Here is a 17,082-nt window from a genome sequence, read left to right as displayed (position 1 = left end):
GCGTTCGTTTATCACTGTCCGCCACTCTCTTACGTGTCACACCGTCGCGTCGGGGGGCAGGCGGTCTGACCAGAAGCCGAGCGGTTACTGTGCGGCTTCGAGCGCCCGTCCGGCGGCCCTCGGGGGAGCTTCTGGACGGGCGTTCCTCATTCGTCATCCGCAGCAGAGGAATCAGGACCATGAGCGACAAGAAGAACGCGGACGTCACCGCCCTGGACAACAACATGCCCAGCCCGCCGAAGACGGACGAGACCATCACCACGCTGGACAACAACATGCCGAGCCAGCCGGCCAATGAGGCCATCACGACGATGGACAACAACATGCCGGCTCCGCCCGCCCTGGACCTGGACGGCGGCGGCAAGTAGGGCTTCATCCCACGGGGACCGATCGGCCGCGGCGGCGCGGAGGGGGAGCCGCCGCGGCCGTGGTGTGTCCGACGGCCTCGGTCCGTCCGGCGGTTGTGTGGTGTCTCCGACGGCCTTGACGTGTCCGACGGCCTTCGTGTGTCCGGTGGTTGTGGTGTGTCCGGCGGCCGCCGCAGGGGCGGCACGAAGCGGTGCGTCATGTTCCGCTCGCCCGGCACTTCCCGGAGTTCACGAAGTCGTCGGCCTGACGGGGTGTGAGCAGGTCTCACGGAAGGCAGCCATTTTGACATGCACCTGTTTCCCGAGGGGCGGGCAACAGCCGTACGGAGGTGGGGGAATGACCCGCAGACTTGCCACCGCTCTCGTCGCCCCGGCCCTCGCCCTCGGCGCCGTGTTCGTCACGGCGACCGCCGCCGAGGCCGCTCCCGCCGACAAGCCGCAGGTCCTCGCGAGCTGGACGCAGACCAGCGCGACGAGCTACAGCGCGTGGACGGCCGCCCGCGCGAACCAGTCCGCCTGGTCCGCGTACGGCTTCGACTGGTCGACCGACCACTGCTCCTCCTCGCCGGACAACCCGTTCGGCTTCCCCTTCTCCACCTCCTGCGCCCGGCACGACTTCGGCTACCGCAACTACAAGGCCGTCGGCACCTTCGACGCCAACAAGTCCCGCCTCGACAGCGCCTTCCACGAGGACCTCAAGCGCGTGTGCAACAAATGCACCGGCGCCACCCAGACGTCCTGCAACAGCACGGCCTGGACCTACTACCAGGCCGTCCGCGTCCTCGGCTGAGCACACGCGGGGCGCCCGCCGCGCGCCCCGCACCGCTTCCGGGTGCGCCGAGTTCCGGGTGCGTCGAGGTCAGCTGCCGGAAAGGGAGTCAGGGGCGGTGGGGGCGGCCTCGCAGTGGTCGAGGACCTCGCCCGGCGCACCGCCGTCGAACTCCACCCGGACCCTCTTCGTACCGTTCGCGGGGACGTTCACCGTCGGGTGGGCCTCGTCGATCGCCACCGTGTCCGCGTCCATGAAATACACGGCGACGTCGAAGTCGCGGGGGACGCCGTTCGGATTGACGACCTCGACGGTGGCGTACGGCCGGTCCTTGGTCGCGCAGCTCACCAGCTCCACGGTCGCCGGTTCGAAGGTGGCCTCCATGGCAGGGGACGACGACCCGTCCGACCCGCTCGAACCGCCCGACCCGTCGCCGTAGTCGTAGTCGTCATCGTCGTAGTCGTGGTACCCGCTCGACCCGGACGAGGACGATCCGCCGCCGCCGGACGAACCGTCGTGGTCCTGGCTCGAGCTGCTGCACCCGCCGCCCCCGTGCGTGCTGCTCCCGTGGCCGCGTCCGGTGGAGAAGCCGGTCAGCGCCAGTACCACCAGTGCCGCCGTCGCCGTGAGTCTGAGTGTGCGTCCCCGTCGGTCCATGGGACCAGCCTAGACACCGACTGTCACGAGCATGTCATTGCGGGGTGACCGGCCGGTCCCCGGCGCGGCGGGGACCGGTGCGTCGCGCCGCGGGCCCCGGCGCCGGGCGGCGTCACGCCGTTCGCGCCGTGCCCGTGCCCTTCTCCGCGTCCAGGGCGTAGACGCAGCGGTCCTTGCTGCACGCGTAGACGACGCCGTCGCGGACCATCGGGGAGCCGGTGATCTCGCCGCCGGTCGCCAGCTTCCAGCGGAGGCGGCCGTCGTCGGCCTTGAGGGTGTAGAGGAGGTGGTCGGTGGAGCCGAAGTGGATGCGGCCCTCGGCCACCGCGGGGGCGCCGACGATGTCGCCGCCCGCCTGGAAGCGCCACTTGGGCGTGCCGGTGACGGCGTCGAGGGTGTAGAGGCCCTTGCCGCTGCCCACGTGGACGTGGCCCGCGGCGACCAGCACCGGGTCGACCGAGGAGCGGGCCTCGGTGGCGATGCGCCAGCGGTCGCGGCCGTCGGTGGCGTCGAGGGCGTAGACCGTGCCGAGGTAGTCGGCGAGGTAGACGCCGCCGCCCGTGACCGCCGGGCCGGGGACGAAGGCGGGCGGGGAGAGGAAGACCGCGGGGGCCTCGAAGTGCCAGCGGACCATGCCGCTCGCCACGTCGACGGCGAGGACGCGGGTGCCGGCCGAGACGTAGACGTAGCCGTCGGGAGCCGCGGTCACCCGGACCGGGACGCCGCCGCAGGAGGCGGCGTCGCCGATGGGGTACGACCAGCGTTCGTCGCCGGTGCGGGCGTCGAGGGCGCGCAGGCGGGCGTCCTGCCAGAGGTAGACCGTGCCGTCGTGGAGGGCGGGGCCCGCCTCGGGGGACTCGAAGTCGGTCTGGCAGCCGGTGACCTCCCACAGCTTCTGCCCGGTGGAGGCCTCCCAGGCCTGGACGCCGCCGCCGCGGGTGCCGGTGACGACGGTGCCCCGGTCGGCCCTGAGGCAGTACACCCAGGAGTCGGTGGGCAGCCGCCACAGGTCGGTGCCCTCGCGGGCGTCCAGCGCGAACAGGGTGGGGCCGTCGGAGGCGACGATACGGCCGTCCGCCACCGCCATCGACCAGGCCACGTCACGCGTCTTGAAGCGGCGCCGGCCGGTGGCCACGTCCAGGGCGTGCACCTCGAAGGAGGTGACGTAGACGAGGTCGCCCGCGACGGCCGGGGTGCCCCACACGTCGTTGGACATGCGGAACCGCCAGGGGCGCCAGCCCGCCGGGGTCGCGGCGGCGGCCGGGGGCGCGGCCGTGGGGGCCGGTTCGGCGCCGTTGACGCCCGGGCGGGGCCGGGACCAGGAGGCGACCAGGCCGGGATCGGGCACGGGCGCCTTGACGGCGGCGGTGGCGCGCGCATCGGCGACCCGCGGGCCGGGGCCGATCGGCACGGCCGCTCCGGCGAGCCGGACGGGCCCCGCGCCGGGGGCGCCGACCCCGACGGGCGCGGGCGCCGTACGGGCGGGCACCACGGGGTCGTGCGCGGGCGGCGGCGGCACGGCGGGGCGGGCCATGCCGACGCCGCCGCCGCGGGGGCTCACCGCCGCCTTGACGGGTGGCCGGCCGCCGCGGCGCGTCTCGATGAGGGCGACCGCCTTCTCGGGCAGCCAGGCCGACGCCGTACCGCTGTCGTCGGAGCCGGAGCCGAAGAGGTGCGGGGCCAGCTGGGCCTGGAGGTCGGCGGGGCTGGGCCGGCCGGTGGCCTCCATCTGCATGCAGGAGTCGATGAGCGGGCGCAGCTCGTCCGGGAGCCCGGCCAGGTCGGGGCCCTCGCGCAGCAGCATGAAGACCGTCTCGACGGGGTTGGCGCCGTGGAACGGGGGGTGTCCGGTGGCCGCGAAGACGAGGGTCGAGCCGAGGGAGAAGACGTCGCTGGCGCCGGTGACGCTGCGCGAGTCCTTGGCCTGCTCCGGGGACATGTAGGCGGGGGTGCCGACGGCGACGTTCGTCATCGTCAGACGGGTGTTCGAGACGCCGGAGGCGATGCCGAAGTCGATCACCCGGGGGCCGTCCTCGACGACGAGGACGTTGGAGGGCTTCAGGTCGCGGTGGACGAGCCCGGCGCCGTGGATGGACTGGAGGGCCTCCGCGATGCCCGCCGCCAGCCAGCGCACCGCCTGGGCCGGGAGCGGCCCGCAGTCGTTCACTATCTCCTCGAGGGAGGGCGCGGGCACGTAGGCGGTGGCCAGCCACGGCACGGCGGCCCGCGGATCGGCGTCGACGACCGCGGCCGTGTAGAAGCCGGAGACCGCCCGCGCCGCCTCCACCTCGCGGGTGAAGCGCACCCGGAACAGCTGGTCCTCTGCCAGTTCCGTGCGGACCGTCTTGATCGCCACCCGCCGGCCCGAGGCCGAACGTGCGAGATAGACCAGCCCCATGCCGCCGGCCCCCAGCCGTCCCAGCACCTCGAACGGCCCGATCCGCCGCGGATCGTGCTGCGTCAGCTGATCCACCACTTGCCTGCCACCTCCCCGTACGGGCCGCGTCACCCACATGTGTACGCGACCCCGTGCAGCGTCTCACCACCGCACCGCCATGGCGGCACGCACCCCGATTCTTCCTGGCCGGGCCACCGGTTGCGAACCCCGTGACAATCGGGGTGTCTCATTTCATATACGCGCAAGTAGGCACATGCACAGGTGCCCGGCCCGCACGTACGTCCCCCGCGTCCGCCCCCGCACCGGCCCCCGGCCGCACGCCCGGACGGCTCAGCGCTGGAGCAGCGCGAACGACGCCCCCTGATTGTCGGTGACGACGGCCACCGTTCCGTACGAGGCGGTGAACGGCCCCGCCTGCACCCGCCCCCCGAGCCGGCTCACCGCGCCGAGGACCGCCTCGCAGTCCTCGACACCGAAGTGGACGAGGAAGTGCGGCGGCATGACGTCGGGGAAGACGTCCGAGACCGGCGCCCGCCCGAAGTCGGGCTCGGCGCCCGGTCCGAACAGGGCCTCGTGGAAGAGGTGGCCGTAGAAGGTGTTGGCGGCACCGGTGTCACGGGCGTACAGCTGCGCCCAGGCGAACGCGCCGGGTCTGTGCCGCACCCCGAAACCCGGGTGGCCGCCCGCCTGCCACAGGCCGAAGACCGCGCCCTCGGGATCGGCGGCCAGGGCCGCGACCCCCGCCCCGTCGACCGGCGTCGGCGCGGTCACCACCTGCCCGCCGGCCGTGCGGATGCGGCGCACGGTCGCCTCCGCGTCCGGGGTCGCGAAGGACACCGTCCACACCGTGGGCATCCGGCCGTCCGTCTTGTGGGCGAGCGCGGCGACCGGCTCGCCGTCCAGCCGGGCCCACACGGAGGAGCCGTACGCCTCCTCGAAGACCCACCCGAACAGCTCCCCGTAGAACCGCTTGCCCGCGTCCACGTCGGGGAGCTGCGCATCCACCCAGCAGGGGACGCCCTCCGCGTACACCGATGCCCTGTTTTCGGCCATACAGCCAAACTAACGGCGCTTCACGCAAGCCGCAGACCAGGCACGCCCGCCTCCGAGCCCCCGCGCACCCCATTTGCAGTCGGCCGAATCGCGCTCTCATCACCCGTCGGTAAGCTGACGGCATGACAGGACAAGTGCGTACCGTCGACGGCCGCGTGGCCGGTCGGCGCGGGCAGGCGACGCGGCAGAAATTGCTCGACTGCCTCAGCGAGATGCTCAGATCCTCTCCCTACCGGGACGTCAAGGTCATCGATGTCGCCCGGAAGGCGGGCACTTCGCCCGCGACCTTCTACCAGTACTTCCCGGACGTCGAGGGCGCCGTCCTGGAGATCGCGGAGCAAATGGCCGCCGAGAGCGCCGGGTTGACCGAGGTGCTGGAGGGGCGGTCCTGGGTCGGCAAGGCCGGCTGGCAGACCGCGCAGGAACTCGTCGACGAGTTCCTGGAGTTCTGGAAGCGCAACGACGCGATCCTGCGCGTCGTCGACCTCGGCGCGGCCGAGGGGGACAAGCGTTTCTACAAGCTCCGCATGAAGATCCTCAATTCGGTGAACGCCTCCCTCGCGGACGCCGTCGCCGAGTTGCAGTCCAAGGGCAAGGTCGACAAGGACGTGAACCCGGGCGCGATCGCCGGTTCGCTGGTCGCGATGCTCGCGGCGGTCGCCTCGCACCAGAAAGGTTTCACCGCGTGGGGCGTCAAGCAGGCTGAACTCAAGCCGAACGTGGCGCTGTTGGTGCACCTGGGCATGACGGGCAAGAAGCCGACGAAATAGCCCGCGGCAGCCGCGACCCTTTTCCCCCACGTCCCACGTCCTGTCTGGCAGGCGGCGGTCCGTCCGGTGATCCGGACGGGCCGCCGCCTGCCGCGCTGTGGGGGGGTGCCCGACTCGAGGACGCCCGCGGCACACGTCGGCCGAGGGTGGGCAACAGCCCGGACTGCGTGCGCCGGCCCGAGCCGGTGGGCAGCAGCCCGGACGGCGTGCGTCAGCCCGGCAGCGGCCGGTCCCGCACCACGTGCTTCATGACCAGCGTCGAGGTGAGCCGCTGCACCCCGGGCAGGGTCGCCAGCCGCTCGTCGTACAGCCGCTGGAAGGCCGCGAGGTCGGCGGTGGCCACCCGCAGCAGGTAGTCCGGCTCCCCGAACAACCGCTGCGCGTCCAGGACGTGCTCCACCTCGCCGACGGCCCGCTCGAACTCCGCGACCGTGTCCCGGTCCTCCTGCCGCATCGAGACGAAGACCAGTGCCTCGAAGGTCAGCCCGACGGCGGCCGGCTCCACCACCGCCCGGTAGCCGCTGATCGCCCCGGACCGCTCCAGCTCCCGCAGGCGCCGGTGGCACGGCGAGACGCTCAGCCGCACCCGCGCGGCCAGCTCGGTCACGGTCAGCCGCCCGTCCTGCTGCAGCTCGGCAAGAATCTTCCGGTCCACGTCGTCCATGGGGAAGATCCTTCCCCATTCGGCCCGGTTCCGGGAAAACTTCGGGAACACCTTCGACGGAATCGCGCCTAATGTCCCCTCCATGGATTCCGCCACCCTGATCTCCTTCCTCACCGTGGACCTGCTGCTGGTGTGCGTGCCGGGCGCCGACTGGGCGTACGTGATCGCCGCCGGGCTGCGCGGCCGCTCGGTGGGCCTGGCCGTGACGGGCCTGGTCAGCGGCTACGCCCTGCACACGGCGCTGGCCGCGGCGGGCCTCGCGGTCCTGGTGGCGGGGTCCCCGCAGCTGCTCACCGCGCTGACGGTGGCCGGGGCGGCGTACCTGGTGTGGCTGGGCTGGAGCGTGCTGCGCCGGCCGGGGGTGCCGCGGGCGGGGGAGGCGGTGGAGCGGGACCGGCGGCGGGTCTTCCTGCGCGGCGCGACGATCAGCGGCCTCAACCCCAAGGGCCTGCTGCTCTACCTCTCCGTGCTGCCCCAGTTCCTCGTCACCCGGGACGCGCGCCTGCCGGTGCCGGCGCAGACCGCCGTCCTCGGGCTGCTGCACATGGCGTGCTGCGCCGCCGTCTACGCGACGGTGGGCGTCCTGGCCCGCAGGCTGCTGGGCGCCCGCCCGGCGGCGGCCCGCGCGGTCACCCGGACGTCGGGGGCGGCGATGCTGGGGATCGGGGCGTTCCTCCTGGCCCAGCGGCTGGCTCTCGGCGGCTGAGCCGGACCGGGCGGATCTCCCGCGCCGCCCTCGTCCGCGCTCGCCTTCGTCCGCCCTGGCCGATACTCGGACCATGGGAACGGATGCCACGGATCTTCACGAGTTGCTGAGGTCGCTGCGGGTGTGGGACCCGGAGGTGACCGAGCTGCCGCCCTTCGACCCGGCGGCGGCCCCCGCCGAGCCGCTGGCGCTGTTCACCGGCTGGTTCGCCGAGGCGGTGGCGGCGGGCGAACGGGAGCCGCACACCATGACCCTGTCGACCGCGGACGGGGACGGCCTGCCGGACGCGCGCATCGTGATCCTGCACGGCGCGGACGAGGACGGCTGGTCCTTCGGCACGCACGTGACCAGCCGCAAGGGCGGCCACCTCACGGACCGTCCGTTCGCGGCCCTCACCTTCTACTGGCCCGTGCTGGGCCGCGAGGTGCGCGTGCGCGGCCCGGTGACGGCCGCCCCGGCTGCGGAGGCCCGGGCGGACCTGCACGCCCGGTCGACGGGGGCCCTGGCCGCCGCCCTCACCGGCCACCAGAGCGAGAGCCTGGCCTCGCTGGAGGAGCTGGCGACCGCGTCGGCCGCCGCCTGGGACCGGGCCCGCGCGAACCCGACCGCCGAGTCGCCCACCTGGACCCTGTACCGACTCCGCCCGGACGAGGTGGAGTTCTTCCAGGGCGACGCGGGGCGCCGGCACGTCCGGCTGGCCTACCGGCGGGCGGCGGACGGCTGGTCGCGGGGGCTGCTGTGGCCGTGAGGGGCGGGCGAGGGGGCGGCGAGCCGCGGGTTCCTGCCGCCTGGACCGGGGTGCCGAGGCCGTCCCGGCCGCTACGCGCCGGGAGCCCGGTACTGGACGAGCTGGGCCGTGCGCAGGGCCCTCAGCGTTTCGTCGACGGTCAGCAGAACGGTCGTCTCGAACGAGCTGAGCGCACCGCCCCCGCTGATCGCCAGCGCGACCGCGGCCATGGACACGTCGTCCGGGGCCTCCCACAGGTTGTAGCCGTCGTGCGTGCCGAAGGCGTACCAGAAACCGTGGAGCGTTCCGCCGACGGACTCGATGTACGACTGAGCGGCCCGGGCCCGGTCCTCCGGGTGGTCGATCAGCCGCGCCCAGGTCTCCGGCGTGTAGCTGAACCTCGACAGGTAGAGCGGCATCGTGTCTCCCTTTCGTCCCGTCAAGGGATGCCCCGCGGGGCGGGAAGCGCGCCGACGGCGGGCGCCGCGTCCCCCGAACGGCCGGGAAAACCGCTGGGCGTCCGGGCACGGTCTTCGGCACTCGGGGGTGGCGCGAGAAGCTTCGCGCCGTCGAGGACGAACTCCTCCGGCGGGGCGCCGACCAGGCCGGTCAGGCCGCGGTGGCCGGGACGAGGACGGCGGTCAGGGGCGCTCCGGCCGCTCGTCCGGGCACTCCCCTCCAGCTCCGCAATTCCGGCGAAACGCACCAAAAAGACTATTATTTCCCTTGTGGGTGCCGTGCGGGCCTCACGAGGGAGGAATGTCCCCATGACTGAGAACACCGGCGTACGACACGGTGGAGCGCCCGGTTCTCGCGGCCGGACCTCCATCGCCGATGTGGTGGTGGAGAAGATCGCCGGAATGGCGGCACGCGACGTGCCCGGCGTCCACGCCCTCGGCAGCGGATTCGCGCGCTCGATGGGATCCGTGCGCGAACGGATGCCCGGCGCCGGTAGCGGCAAGTCCGTCACGCGCGGGGTCAGCGTCGAGGTCGGAGAGCTTCAGGCGGCCGTCGATCTGGAGATCGTCGTCGACTACGGCGTCTCGATCACGGACGTGGCCGGTGCGGTGCGGGAGAACGTGATCTCCGCGGTGGAGGGGATGGCGGGCCGGGAAGTCGTGGAGGTCAACATCACGGTCAGCGACGTGAAGCTGCCCGACGAGGAGGACGAGGGCGAGGAACGGCAACGGATCCAGTAGCCGGGCGGAGCGGCGCGTTCGAGCGACGGAGCGCGTGATGAGCCCTGAGCGAAGGAGCGCGTGATGAGCAAGGCCGTGGTGGGCCTGATGGCCGGAATGGCGCTCGGTTTCGCCGCCTATTTCGGCAACTTCTGGACTTTCCTGCTGGTGCTGGGGCTGGGCCTCGTCGGCCTCCTGGTCGGGCGGCTGACGGAAGGCGATCTCGAACCGAGCGACTTCGTCCGCCGCCGGGACCGGCAGGAGCGGATCCGCGACGACCGGCGACGGGCTCGGTGAGACCGGCGGCAGTGACCGGTGAAGCCGATCGGCGTCCCGTCGTCCCCCTGGCGGGCGCGGTGCGTCACCGTTGCCGACCGGGCCGTCGTGAAGACCGTTTCCCGGATCGCCCGCCGGGCACTGAGCCGGTTCACCTCGACCGGTTCAGTGCAGCCCGGCCGCCGTACGCCACGGGTGGCGGCCTGTGTGCCGGGGCCCTCGCGTCCCCCGCGTCGGCCGACGCGGCACCCGAGCACGGTCCCGGCGTGCCCCGCCGTACCGGAGAGGCGCGGAACCCGCACGTCCCGGGAGGTGTCCCGCCATGGTCCTCTTCCTGACCCTGCTCGCCGCCGGAATCGCTCTGGTCGCCGTCGGCGCGGCCGTCGACGGCCTGCTCCACCTGGCCTCGATCGGCGTACTCCTCCTCGTCGCCGACCTGCTCTACCTGGCGGTCCGCTCCCTGTGGCGCTCCACCCGGCGCCCGGCCGGCTGAACGGCCCGGCCACGGGCGGCCCACGTTCCGCCGGGCGCGAGGCCGTTCGGAGGCGCCCCGAGGGTCGTCGACATGGCCACGAGTCCATCACACGGGCCGGGGACAGGAGCCTCGGTTCCGCAGATCCGGCAGCGGAGGACGCCCGGGGGACGACGTCGCCGTCGCGGAGCCCGCGGAGGGGGAAGCCGGAGCCTCCGAGGTCACCCGGACCCGGCCGCCGGGTCGGGGTCCGTCGCGAGGCGGGCGTGGCCGTGCACGTCCCGCCAGGCGTCCTGGCGGCCGGCCTCCCACATCGCGCCGCGCAGGGTGCCCTCGTAGCGGAACCCGCAGCGCTCGGCGACGCGGCAGGACGCCCCGTGGCCGAGGGCGTGGCCCAGCTCCAGCCGGTGGAGGCCGAGTCGGGCGAAGAACCAGACGGTGGCCAGCCGCAGGGACCGGGTGGCCACCTGCCGGCCGCGGGCCTCGGGCAGCACCCAGTAACCGACGTTGGCACAGCTGCGGACGCGGTCGATCGCGTTGAGGCCGACCTGCCCGAGGATCGCCCCGTCCTCCGCGTCCGTGACGCAGAGGACGACCGCGGTCCCGGCCTCCGTCGCCGCCGTCCTCGCCCGCAGCGACTCCCGCGCGCCGGCGGTGTCCGTGACGGCCCGCAGCGGGGTGTTCCAGCGCAGGAACTCGGGGTCGAGGTGCACGCGCAGCCACGCGTCGACATCGGCGGCGGATCCGGGGTCCCAGGGCCGCAGGCGCAGGCCGTGACCGTCGAGCACGGGGGCGGGCGGACCGGCGTACGGCTCACGGGGATCGGTCATCCCGCCATTGAACACCGGCCGCTTCCGCACCCGCGCCGGAAGGGCCCCCTGCCCGTGTGCACCGTCCTCCCGGTTCCATGAAAATGCGCTGTGCCCCCGCCATGAACCTGTGCATCCCCCATGAAGCGCGCGGGATTGTTGGCAATTTTGTCTGCGATCCGGCTACGTTCGCTGACGCAAGCACCCGCAGCGAGGGAGTCGAACCGTGAAGCACAGGGCAGTCAAGCGCAGGTCGGTCGTCATGGGCATCGGGGCCACCGCCGGCGTCGCGGCGGTGGGCGGCCTCGCCCTCAGCGCCCAGGCGTCGGCCGGCGGGACCTCGTCCTCTTCTTCGTCCGGCTCGGACTCCCTGGGCTCTCTGGCCTTCGACCCCGACGCCTACACCGAGCTGACGACCACCGTCACGGACGCCGAGGGCACCGAGCACCCCGTGACCTACCGCTTCTGGAAGGCGATCACCTACGTCGCCCGGCCGGTGGACGAGAAGTACCAGAGCCTCAACGTCAGCGTCCCGGTGAAGATCGACGGCACCGCGGTGGACGCCTCGGACGCGCCGATCCTGTTCGCGAACTCCGTCGGCGGGTACATGCCGTCCTCCGTCGCGGACGCCACCGGCGTCGGCGGCCCCGCCGGCGGGCCCATGGGAGGCGGCGCCCCCGGCGGCCCGTCCGCCCCGACCGCCTCGCCCAGCCCCTCCGCCTCCAACGCGACGGGCGACACCAACGCCACCGGCGGCGCCCTGAACACCAACCAGCTGCTCGCCCTTGCCGCCGGTTACGTCGTCGTCGAGCCCGGCGCCCGCGGCCGTACCCTCAAGAACTCCGCCGGCGAGTACTACGGCGTCGCCCCCGCCGCGATCGTCGACCTCAAGGCCGCCGTGCGGTACGTCCGCGCCAACAAGGGCCGCATCCCCGGCGACACCGACCGGATCGTCTCCGCCGGCACCAGCGCGGGCGGCGCCCTGTCCTCGCTGCTCGGCGCGTCCGGCGACAGCCCGCTCTACGCGCCCTACCTGAAGGAGATCGGCGCGGCCGACGCCTCCGACGCGATCTTCGCGACCGGCGCCTGGTGCCCGATCACCGACCTGGAGCACGCCGACGGCGCCTACGAGTGGAACTGGGGCGCCAACGCCACCTCCGCCGGAGCGGTCGTCGACCAGTCGGTGTCGAAGGAGTTGCGGGCCCGGTTCGCGGAGTACCAGGCCGGCCTCAAGCTCAGGGGACTCGGCGGCTTCGGCACGCTCAACGCCCGCAACTACGACGAGTACCTGGTCGAGCAGTACCTGGAGCCGTCGGCCACCACCCACCTCGCCGCCCTGTCGGACTCGGCGCGGGCGACCTACCTCGCCGCCAACACCTTCATCACCTGGAAGAACGGCCGGGCCTCCTTCTCCTGGGCCGACTTCCTCACCCACGTCGGCGCCCGCAAGAAGAACGTCCCGGCGTTCGACGCCTTCGACCTCTCCTCCGGGGAGAACAACGAGTTCGGAAAGGGCACCACGCTCGCCCGGCACTTCACGGCGTACGGCCAGAAGAACGACACGACCGGCCTCACCGGCAAGCGGGTCGACGGCGACGTCCCCGAGCTGCTGCGGCTGATGAACCCGATGTACCACCTGGTCGACAAGCCCAACACCGCTCGCAGCAAGCACTGGTGGATCCGGCTGGGCACCAAGGACTCCGACACGTCCCTGACCGTCTCCGCGAACATCGCCGCCGCCGCGCACGGCCTCGGCGACGACGTGAACCACGTCTACTACTGGGACCAGGGCCACGGCGCCAACACCGACCCGGGCGACTTCATCCAGTGGATCGCCGAGGTGACAGGGCACAAGGCCGAGCGGAAGTAGTCCCTTTCCCGGCGGCCCCTGCCGGTTCCCGGCGGCCTCCGCCGGGCCGCCCCCGAGCGGCGGCGTCCGTTTCCCGTCATAAGAATCGACGCCGCCTCCCGCGACGCCGGACCCCCGCGCACCCGGGCCCGGCGTCGCGGCACGTCCACAACCAGGTGACCCACGTCACCGTCCGCACACACCACTCGTACAGGCGTGATCGATCCGCAACCAATTCCGGTCTTGACCGAGACCCATCAATGCCGCGCATGATTACGCTCGCGCTCATGGAAGACTCCGCACCGCAGCCGAACCCCTCCGCGAACAGCGCCGCGAACGCGGCCGACCGCCCGGTCTACGTCATCGGCGGCGGCCCCGGCGGCCTCGCCACCGCGTACGCGCTGCGCGCCCGGGGCGTACGCGCCGTCGTGGTGGAGAAGTCCGACCGGGTCGGCGCGTCCTGGCGGCGGCACTACGACCGGCTGCACCTGCACACCACCCGGCGCCGCTCGGCCCTGCCCGGCCTGCCGATGCCCCGCCGCTTCGGACGGTGGGTCGCCCGCGACGACGTGGTGCGGTACCTGGAGAAGTACGCCGAGCACCACGAGCTGGAGATCGTCACCGGCGTCGAGGTGTCCCGCGTCGAGCGGACCCCCGACGGCACGGGCTGGCTGCTGCACGCCTCCGGGGGGCGCGAGCTGACCGGCGCGGCGGTCGTCGTCGCCACCGGCCACAACCACACCCCGGCGCTGCCCGACTGGCCCGGCCGCGACACCTTCACCGGCGAGCTGATCCACGCCTCCGCCTACCGCAACGGCACGCCGTACGCGGGCCGGGACGTCCTCGTCGTCGGCGTCGGCAACACCGGTGCCGAGATCGCCGTCGACCTGGTGGAGAGCGGCGCCGGGCGGGTGCGGCTGGCCGTGCGCACGGTCCCGCACATCGTGCGCCGCTCCACCGCCGGCTGGCCGGCCCAGTACAGCGGCATCCTCGTACGGCGGCTGCCCGTCAAGCTCGTCGACCGCGTCGGCCGGGTCCTGGCCAGGATCAGCGTGCCGGACCTGTCGGCGCAGGGACTGCCGCGACCGGACACCGGGCTCTACACCCGTGTCCGCGAAGGGGCGATCCCGGTGCAGGACGTCGGCCTGATCGACGCGGTGCGCACGGGGAGGGTCGAGGTCGTGGCCGCGGTGGACGGCTTCGAGGACGGCAAGGTCGTCCTCGCCGACGGCACCCGCGTCCAGCCGGACGCCGTGATCGCCGCGACCGGCTACACCCGCGCCCTGGAAGGCCTGGTCGGCCACCTCGACGTCCTCGGCCCCCGGGGCAGACCGACCGCCCACGGCCCCCGCACACCGGCCACCGCCCCCGGCCTCTACTTCACCGGCTTCACCAACCCCATCAGCGGCAACCTCCGCGAACTGTCCCGCGACGCGGAACGCATAGCGAAGGCGGTACGCCGCCGGCTGGGGCGGGGCTGAGGGGACGCCGCACCACCGGGGACGGGTTCCGGCGGGAGCCGGCCGTCAGGCCACCGCGGGCGCGGCGGGCGCGAAGGGAGCCGTGGGCCTGCGCCTGATCACCAGCGCCATCAGCGCCGCCGCCGCGCACAGCGCCCCCGAGGCGTACCAGACCACGTCGTACGAGCCGAAGGCGTCGCGAGCCACGCCGCCGAGGAAGGCGACCAGGGCCGCGCCGATCTGGTGGGAGGCCAGGACCCAGCCGAAGACGATGGCGCTGTCCTCGCCGTAGTGCTCGCGGCACAGGGCCAGGGTGGGCGGGACGGTGGCGACCCAGTCGAGGCCGTAGAAGACGATGAAGAAGATCATCGGCGGGTGGACCGTCGGGGCCAGCAGGACCGGCAGGAAGAGGAGCGAGACGCCGCGGAGCGCGTAGTACACCGCCAGCAGCCGGCGCGGTTCGAAGCGGTCCGTGAACCAGCCGGAGGCGATCGTGCCGACCACGTCGAACACGCCGATCACCGCCAGCAGGGAGGCCGCCGCCGTGACGGGCATGTGGTGGTCGTGGGCGGCCGGCACGAAGTGGGTCTGGACCAGGCCGTTCGTGGAGGCGCCGCAGATCGCGAAGGTCCCGGCCAGCAGCCAGAACGGGCCGGTGCGCAGCGCCGAGAACAGGACCGTGACCGCACGCCGCGCCGCGCCCGGCACCGGGGCCGGCTTGGGGACGAACTCCGTCGCCCCGTACGGCCTCTGGCCCACGTCCGCGGGATGGTCGCGCAGCAGCAGCCAGACGAAGGGGACGACCGCGAGGGCGGCGAGGGCGACCGTCACCGCCGCCGGGCGCCAGTCGTGGCGGGTGATCATCCAGGACAGCAGCGGCAGGAAGATCAGCTGGCCGGAGGCGGAGGCCGCGGTGAGGATGCCGCTGACCAGGCCCCGGCGCTCGGTGAACCAGCGGTTGGTGACCGTCGCGGCGAAGGCGAGGGCCATCGAACCCGAGCCGAGACCCACGAGCAGACCCCAGCACAGCAGCAGCTGCCAGGCCGCCGTCATCCACACCGTCAGGCCGGAGCCGAGCGCGATCACGGTCAGCGCGACGGCCACCACCCGGCGGATGCCGAAACGGTCCATCAGCGCCGCGGCGAAGGGCGCGGTGAGCCCGTAGAGGGCGAGGTTGACCGACACGGCCGCGCCGATCGTGCCCCGCGACCAGCCGAAGTCCTCGTTCAGCGGCTCGATGAGCAGGCCGGGCAGCGAGCGGAAGGCAGCCGCCCCGATGATCGTGACGAAGGTGACGGCGGCGACGAACCACGCCCGGTGGACGCGCGGCCGCCGCCTCCCGGCGCGAGGGGTCCCACCGGGGGCCACCCCCGGCGCCCGGGAGACGCCCGCGTCCGGCGCCCCGCCCCCCTTCGCCCCCGCCCCGGTCACCCTGGTCCCGCTCTCCTCGACCTTGTCCACCTCGGCCCCGTCCGCCCCGGTCCCGGTCATGTCTGTCTGCGTCACGCCATAGAGCTTCGGGTCCGCGATCGTCCGGAGCGAGTGACCCAAAGGCCGATGTTCGTTAGGATCGGGCCATGAGCCCCTCCTCGGGCTTCCGCCCGCACCGCGTCGTCGTCCTCGCCCTCGACGGCCTGCTCCCCTTCGAGCTGGGCATCCCGCACCGCATCTTCGGCCGTCCCAAGGACCCCGAGGGACGGCACCTGTACGAGGTCGTCACCTGCTCGGTCCGGCCGCCGGGGCCGGTCGAGACGGACGCCGATTTCGCCGTCCAGGTCGCGTACGGTCCGGAGGCACTGGCCACCGCCGACACCGTGATCGTCCCGGCGTCCTACGAACTCGGCCCGGTCTTCGAGGAGGGCGTCCTGACCGACGACCTCGCCGCCGCGCTCGCCTTCATCCGCCCCGGCACCCGCCTCGCCTCCATCTGCACCGGCGTGTACGTCCTGGCCGCCGCCGGCGTCCTCGACGGCCGCCCCGCGACCACGCACTGGGCCGACGCCGCCCGGCTCCAGCGCCTGTTCCCCGGCGTCAGGGTCGACCCCGACGTCCTCTTCATCGACGACGGCGACGTCCTGACCTCGGCGGGCGTCGCCGCCGGCATCGACCTGTGCCTGCACATGGTGCGCCGCGACCACGGCACGGCCGTCGCCAACGAGGTCGCCCGCCGTACGGTCGTACCGCCGCACCGCGACGGCGGGCAGGCGCAGTACATCGAGCGGCCGGTGCCCGATCCGCAACTGCCCGGGACGGCCGCGGCGCGCGCGTGGGCGCTCGGCCGCCTCCACGAGCCCATCCAGCTACGGGACATGGCCGCCCAGGAGGCCATGTCGGTACGGACGTTCACCCGCCGCTTCCGCGAGGAGGTCGGGGTCAGTCCCGGCCAGTGGCTCACCCGGCAGCGCGTCGAACGCGCCCGGCACCTGCTGGAGTCCACCGGCCTCTCCGTGGACCAGGTCGCCCGGGACGCCGGCTTCGGCACCGCCCAGTCGATGCGCCAGCACCTGCAGGCGGCGCTCGGGGTGACACCGACGGCGTACCGGCGGACGTTCCGGACGGAGAGCGGCGCCGTCAGAACGTGAGGACGCCCCGTGGCGGCAGCCCGGGATCCGGCGGGGCGGGCATCGCGCAGGACAGGAGCGGGAATCCCGAACATTTGTCCACAGCCTGTGGACAAGAGGAGCGGCACGCCTTCCCCCTCTCCGCGAGGCCCGAGCCGCTCACCGGCGCCGGCGGAACGCCGGGGGTGCCGGTGCCGCCGGGTGGCGATCCCGTGACGGACGCCCGGGGCATCCGGCGGTCGACCGCCCCCGAACGCACGCCGGACGGCGGCGCGCCTCCCCCGCTCTCGACCGTGCTCGAGCGGGAGGTGCCCCCGTGCCGCCCCGAGCACGGCACCGCGCACCACCATCCGACTCGGCGCACC

At 73.4% G+C, this 17,082-nt stretch carries 18 protein-coding genes; 11 read left to right on the top strand and 7 right to left on the bottom strand.

The genetic code is table 11. The features are described 5' to 3' along the window. The first annotated feature begins 179 nt into the window (after positions 1–179). Both AB0N31_RS23660 and AB0N31_RS23655 read left to right on the top strand, forming a co-directional pair. On the top strand, positions 180–368 hold the full coding sequence (locus tag AB0N31_RS23660; protein ID WP_366060382.1) for a hypothetical protein: 189 nt from the start codon (positions 180–182) through the stop codon (positions 366–368). 337 nt (positions 369–705) lie between these two features. After that, positions 706–1,158 carry a phospholipase gene (locus AB0N31_RS23655; RefSeq protein ID WP_366060381.1) on the top strand — a complete coding sequence of 151 codons (453 nt, stop codon included), beginning with the start codon at positions 706–708 and terminating at the stop codon, positions 1,156–1,158. A gap of 69 nt (positions 1,159–1,227) precedes the next feature. Here AB0N31_RS23655 and AB0N31_RS23650 read toward each other — a convergent pair whose 3' ends face one another. The 3 genes from AB0N31_RS23650 to AB0N31_RS23640 form a co-directional block, all read right to left on the bottom strand. Then, positions 1,228–1,794, bottom strand: coding sequence for a hypothetical protein (locus AB0N31_RS23650; RefSeq protein WP_366060380.1), 567 nt, complete (start codon positions 1,792–1,794; stop codon positions 1,228–1,230). Positions 1,795–1,906: 112 nt separating this feature from the next. Continuing rightward, positions 1,907–4,270: a PQQ-binding-like beta-propeller repeat protein gene (locus AB0N31_RS23645; RefSeq protein WP_366060379.1), complete on the bottom strand. Its 2,364-nt coding sequence runs from the start codon at positions 4,268–4,270 to the stop codon at positions 1,907–1,909. A gap of 252 nt (positions 4,271–4,522) precedes the next feature. Then, complete coding sequence (locus AB0N31_RS23640) at positions 4,523–5,245, bottom strand: VOC family protein (protein WP_366060378.1); 723 nt, start codon at positions 5,243–5,245, stop codon at positions 4,523–4,525. Between the two features lie 134 nt (positions 5,246–5,379). On the opposite strand from AB0N31_RS23640, the gene AB0N31_RS23635 reads away from it, so the two are divergent. Beyond that, positions 5,380–6,015 carry a TetR family transcriptional regulator gene (locus AB0N31_RS23635; protein WP_366060398.1) on the top strand — a complete coding sequence of 212 codons (636 nt, stop codon included), beginning with the start codon at positions 5,380–5,382 and terminating at the stop codon, positions 6,013–6,015. A gap of 211 nt (positions 6,016–6,226) precedes the next feature. On the opposite strand, the gene AB0N31_RS23630 is transcribed toward AB0N31_RS23635, so the two are convergent. Next, on the bottom strand, positions 6,227–6,679 hold the full coding sequence (locus AB0N31_RS23630) for an Lrp/AsnC family transcriptional regulator (protein ID WP_366060377.1): 453 nt from the start codon (positions 6,677–6,679) through the stop codon (positions 6,227–6,229). An 82-nt stretch (positions 6,680–6,761) separates the two neighbouring features. Between AB0N31_RS23630 and AB0N31_RS23625 the strand changes: the two genes are divergently transcribed. Both AB0N31_RS23625 and AB0N31_RS23620 read left to right on the top strand, forming a co-directional pair. After that, positions 6,762–7,385 (top strand): LysE family translocator, encoded by a 624-nt coding sequence (locus tag AB0N31_RS23625; protein WP_366060376.1) that lies wholly within the window; start codon positions 6,762–6,764, stop codon positions 7,383–7,385. 73 nt (positions 7,386–7,458) lie between these two features. After that, complete coding sequence (locus AB0N31_RS23620; protein WP_366060375.1) at positions 7,459–8,133, top strand: pyridoxal 5'-phosphate synthase; 675 nt, start codon at positions 7,459–7,461, stop codon at positions 8,131–8,133. A gap of 71 nt (positions 8,134–8,204) precedes the next feature. On the opposite strand, the gene AB0N31_RS23615 is transcribed toward AB0N31_RS23620, so the two are convergent. Then, a complete protein-coding gene (locus AB0N31_RS23615) occupies positions 8,205–8,531 on the bottom strand; it encodes a GYD domain-containing protein (RefSeq protein WP_366060374.1) in 327 nt (108 codons plus the stop codon). A gap of 348 nt (positions 8,532–8,879) precedes the next feature. On the opposite strand from AB0N31_RS23615, the gene AB0N31_RS23610 reads away from it, so the two are divergent. The 3 genes from AB0N31_RS23610 (at position 8,880) to AB0N31_RS23600 (ending at position 10,059) form a co-directional block, all read left to right on the top strand. Further along, complete coding sequence (locus AB0N31_RS23610; protein ID WP_366060373.1) at positions 8,880–9,311, top strand: Asp23/Gls24 family envelope stress response protein; 432 nt, start codon at positions 8,880–8,882, stop codon at positions 9,309–9,311. Positions 9,312–9,374: 63 nt separating this feature from the next. Further along, positions 9,375–9,587, top strand: coding sequence for a hypothetical protein (locus AB0N31_RS23605; protein WP_366060372.1), 213 nt, complete (start codon positions 9,375–9,377; stop codon positions 9,585–9,587). A 301-nt stretch (positions 9,588–9,888) separates the two neighbouring features. Beyond that, positions 9,889–10,059, top strand: a complete 171-nt coding sequence (locus tag AB0N31_RS23600; RefSeq protein WP_366060371.1) for a hypothetical protein — start codon at positions 9,889–9,891, stop codon at positions 10,057–10,059. Between the two features lie 200 nt (positions 10,060–10,259). Here the strand turns inward: AB0N31_RS23600 and AB0N31_RS23595 are convergent, their stop codons facing one another. Next, the gene (locus AB0N31_RS23595) at positions 10,260–10,868 is read right to left on the bottom strand and encodes a GNAT family N-acetyltransferase (RefSeq protein WP_366060370.1); all 609 of its coding nucleotides are present in this window, start codon (positions 10,866–10,868) and stop codon (positions 10,260–10,262) included. Positions 10,869–11,109: 241 nt separating this feature from the next. Between AB0N31_RS23595 and AB0N31_RS23590 the strand changes: the two genes are divergently transcribed. Both AB0N31_RS23590 and AB0N31_RS23585 read left to right on the top strand, forming a co-directional pair. Then, positions 11,110–12,717: a subtype B tannase gene (locus tag AB0N31_RS23590; protein WP_366060397.1), complete on the top strand. Its 1,608-nt coding sequence runs from the start codon at positions 11,110–11,112 to the stop codon at positions 12,715–12,717. A 266-nt stretch (positions 12,718–12,983) separates the two neighbouring features. Continuing rightward, a complete protein-coding gene (locus AB0N31_RS23585) occupies positions 12,984–14,177 on the top strand; it encodes an NAD(P)/FAD-dependent oxidoreductase (protein ID WP_366060369.1) in 1,194 nt (397 codons plus the stop codon). A 45-nt stretch (positions 14,178–14,222) separates the two neighbouring features. Here AB0N31_RS23585 and AB0N31_RS23580 read toward each other — a convergent pair whose 3' ends face one another. Continuing rightward, positions 14,223–15,662 (bottom strand): MFS transporter, encoded by a 1,440-nt coding sequence (locus AB0N31_RS23580; RefSeq protein ID WP_366060368.1) that lies wholly within the window; start codon positions 15,660–15,662, stop codon positions 14,223–14,225. A 71-nt stretch (positions 15,663–15,733) separates the two neighbouring features. Here AB0N31_RS23580 and AB0N31_RS23575 point away from each other — a divergent pair, with 71 nt between their 5' ends. Next, on the top strand, positions 15,734–16,738 hold the full coding sequence (locus AB0N31_RS23575) for a helix-turn-helix domain-containing protein (RefSeq protein WP_366060367.1): 1,005 nt from the start codon (positions 15,734–15,736) through the stop codon (positions 16,736–16,738). The last annotated feature ends 344 nt before the right edge of the window (positions 16,739–17,082 follow it).

The organism is Streptomyces sp. NPDC051051 (assembly GCF_040682975.1).
Taxonomy (GTDB): Bacteria; Actinomycetota; Actinomycetes; order Streptomycetales; family Streptomycetaceae; genus Streptomyces.
This window is presented reverse-complemented; position numbering and strand designations above follow the sequence as displayed.

Bases quoted from the DNA above. Each gene is read 5' to 3' on its own strand.
- AB0N31_RS23660 (WP_366060382.1), top strand. From the start codon at position 180: ATGAGCGACAAGAAGAACGCGGACGTCACCGCCCTGGACAACAACATG.
- AB0N31_RS23655 (WP_366060381.1), top strand. From the start codon at position 706: ATGACCCGCAGACTTGCCACCGCTCTCGTCGCCCCGGCCCTCGCCCTC.
- AB0N31_RS23650 (WP_366060380.1), bottom strand. From the start codon at position 1,794: ATGGACCGACGGGGACGCACACTCAGACTCACGGCGACGGCGGCACTG.
- AB0N31_RS23640 (WP_366060378.1), bottom strand. From the start codon at position 5,245: ATGGCCGAAAACAGGGCATCGGTGTACGCGGAGGGCGTCCCCTGCTGG.
- AB0N31_RS23630 (WP_366060377.1), bottom strand. From the start codon at position 6,679: ATGGACGACGTGGACCGGAAGATTCTTGCCGAGCTGCAGCAGGACGGG.
- AB0N31_RS23625 (WP_366060376.1), top strand. From the start codon at position 6,762: ATGGATTCCGCCACCCTGATCTCCTTCCTCACCGTGGACCTGCTGCTG.
- AB0N31_RS23620 (WP_366060375.1), top strand. From the start codon at position 7,459: ATGGGAACGGATGCCACGGATCTTCACGAGTTGCTGAGGTCGCTGCGG.
- AB0N31_RS23615 (WP_366060374.1), bottom strand. From the start codon at position 8,531: ATGCCGCTCTACCTGTCGAGGTTCAGCTACACGCCGGAGACCTGGGCG.
- AB0N31_RS23610 (WP_366060373.1), top strand. From the start codon at position 8,880: ATGACTGAGAACACCGGCGTACGACACGGTGGAGCGCCCGGTTCTCGC.
- AB0N31_RS23605 (WP_366060372.1), top strand. From the start codon at position 9,375: ATGAGCAAGGCCGTGGTGGGCCTGATGGCCGGAATGGCGCTCGGTTTC.
- AB0N31_RS23600 (WP_366060371.1), top strand. From the start codon at position 9,889: ATGGTCCTCTTCCTGACCCTGCTCGCCGCCGGAATCGCTCTGGTCGCC.
- AB0N31_RS23595 (WP_366060370.1), bottom strand. From the start codon at position 10,868: ATGACCGATCCCCGTGAGCCGTACGCCGGTCCGCCCGCCCCCGTGCTC.
- AB0N31_RS23590 (WP_366060397.1), top strand. From the start codon at position 11,110: ATGGGCATCGGGGCCACCGCCGGCGTCGCGGCGGTGGGCGGCCTCGCC.
- AB0N31_RS23585 (WP_366060369.1), top strand. From the start codon at position 12,984: ATGGAAGACTCCGCACCGCAGCCGAACCCCTCCGCGAACAGCGCCGCG.
- AB0N31_RS23575 (WP_366060367.1), top strand. From the start codon at position 15,734: ATGAGCCCCTCCTCGGGCTTCCGCCCGCACCGCGTCGTCGTCCTCGCC.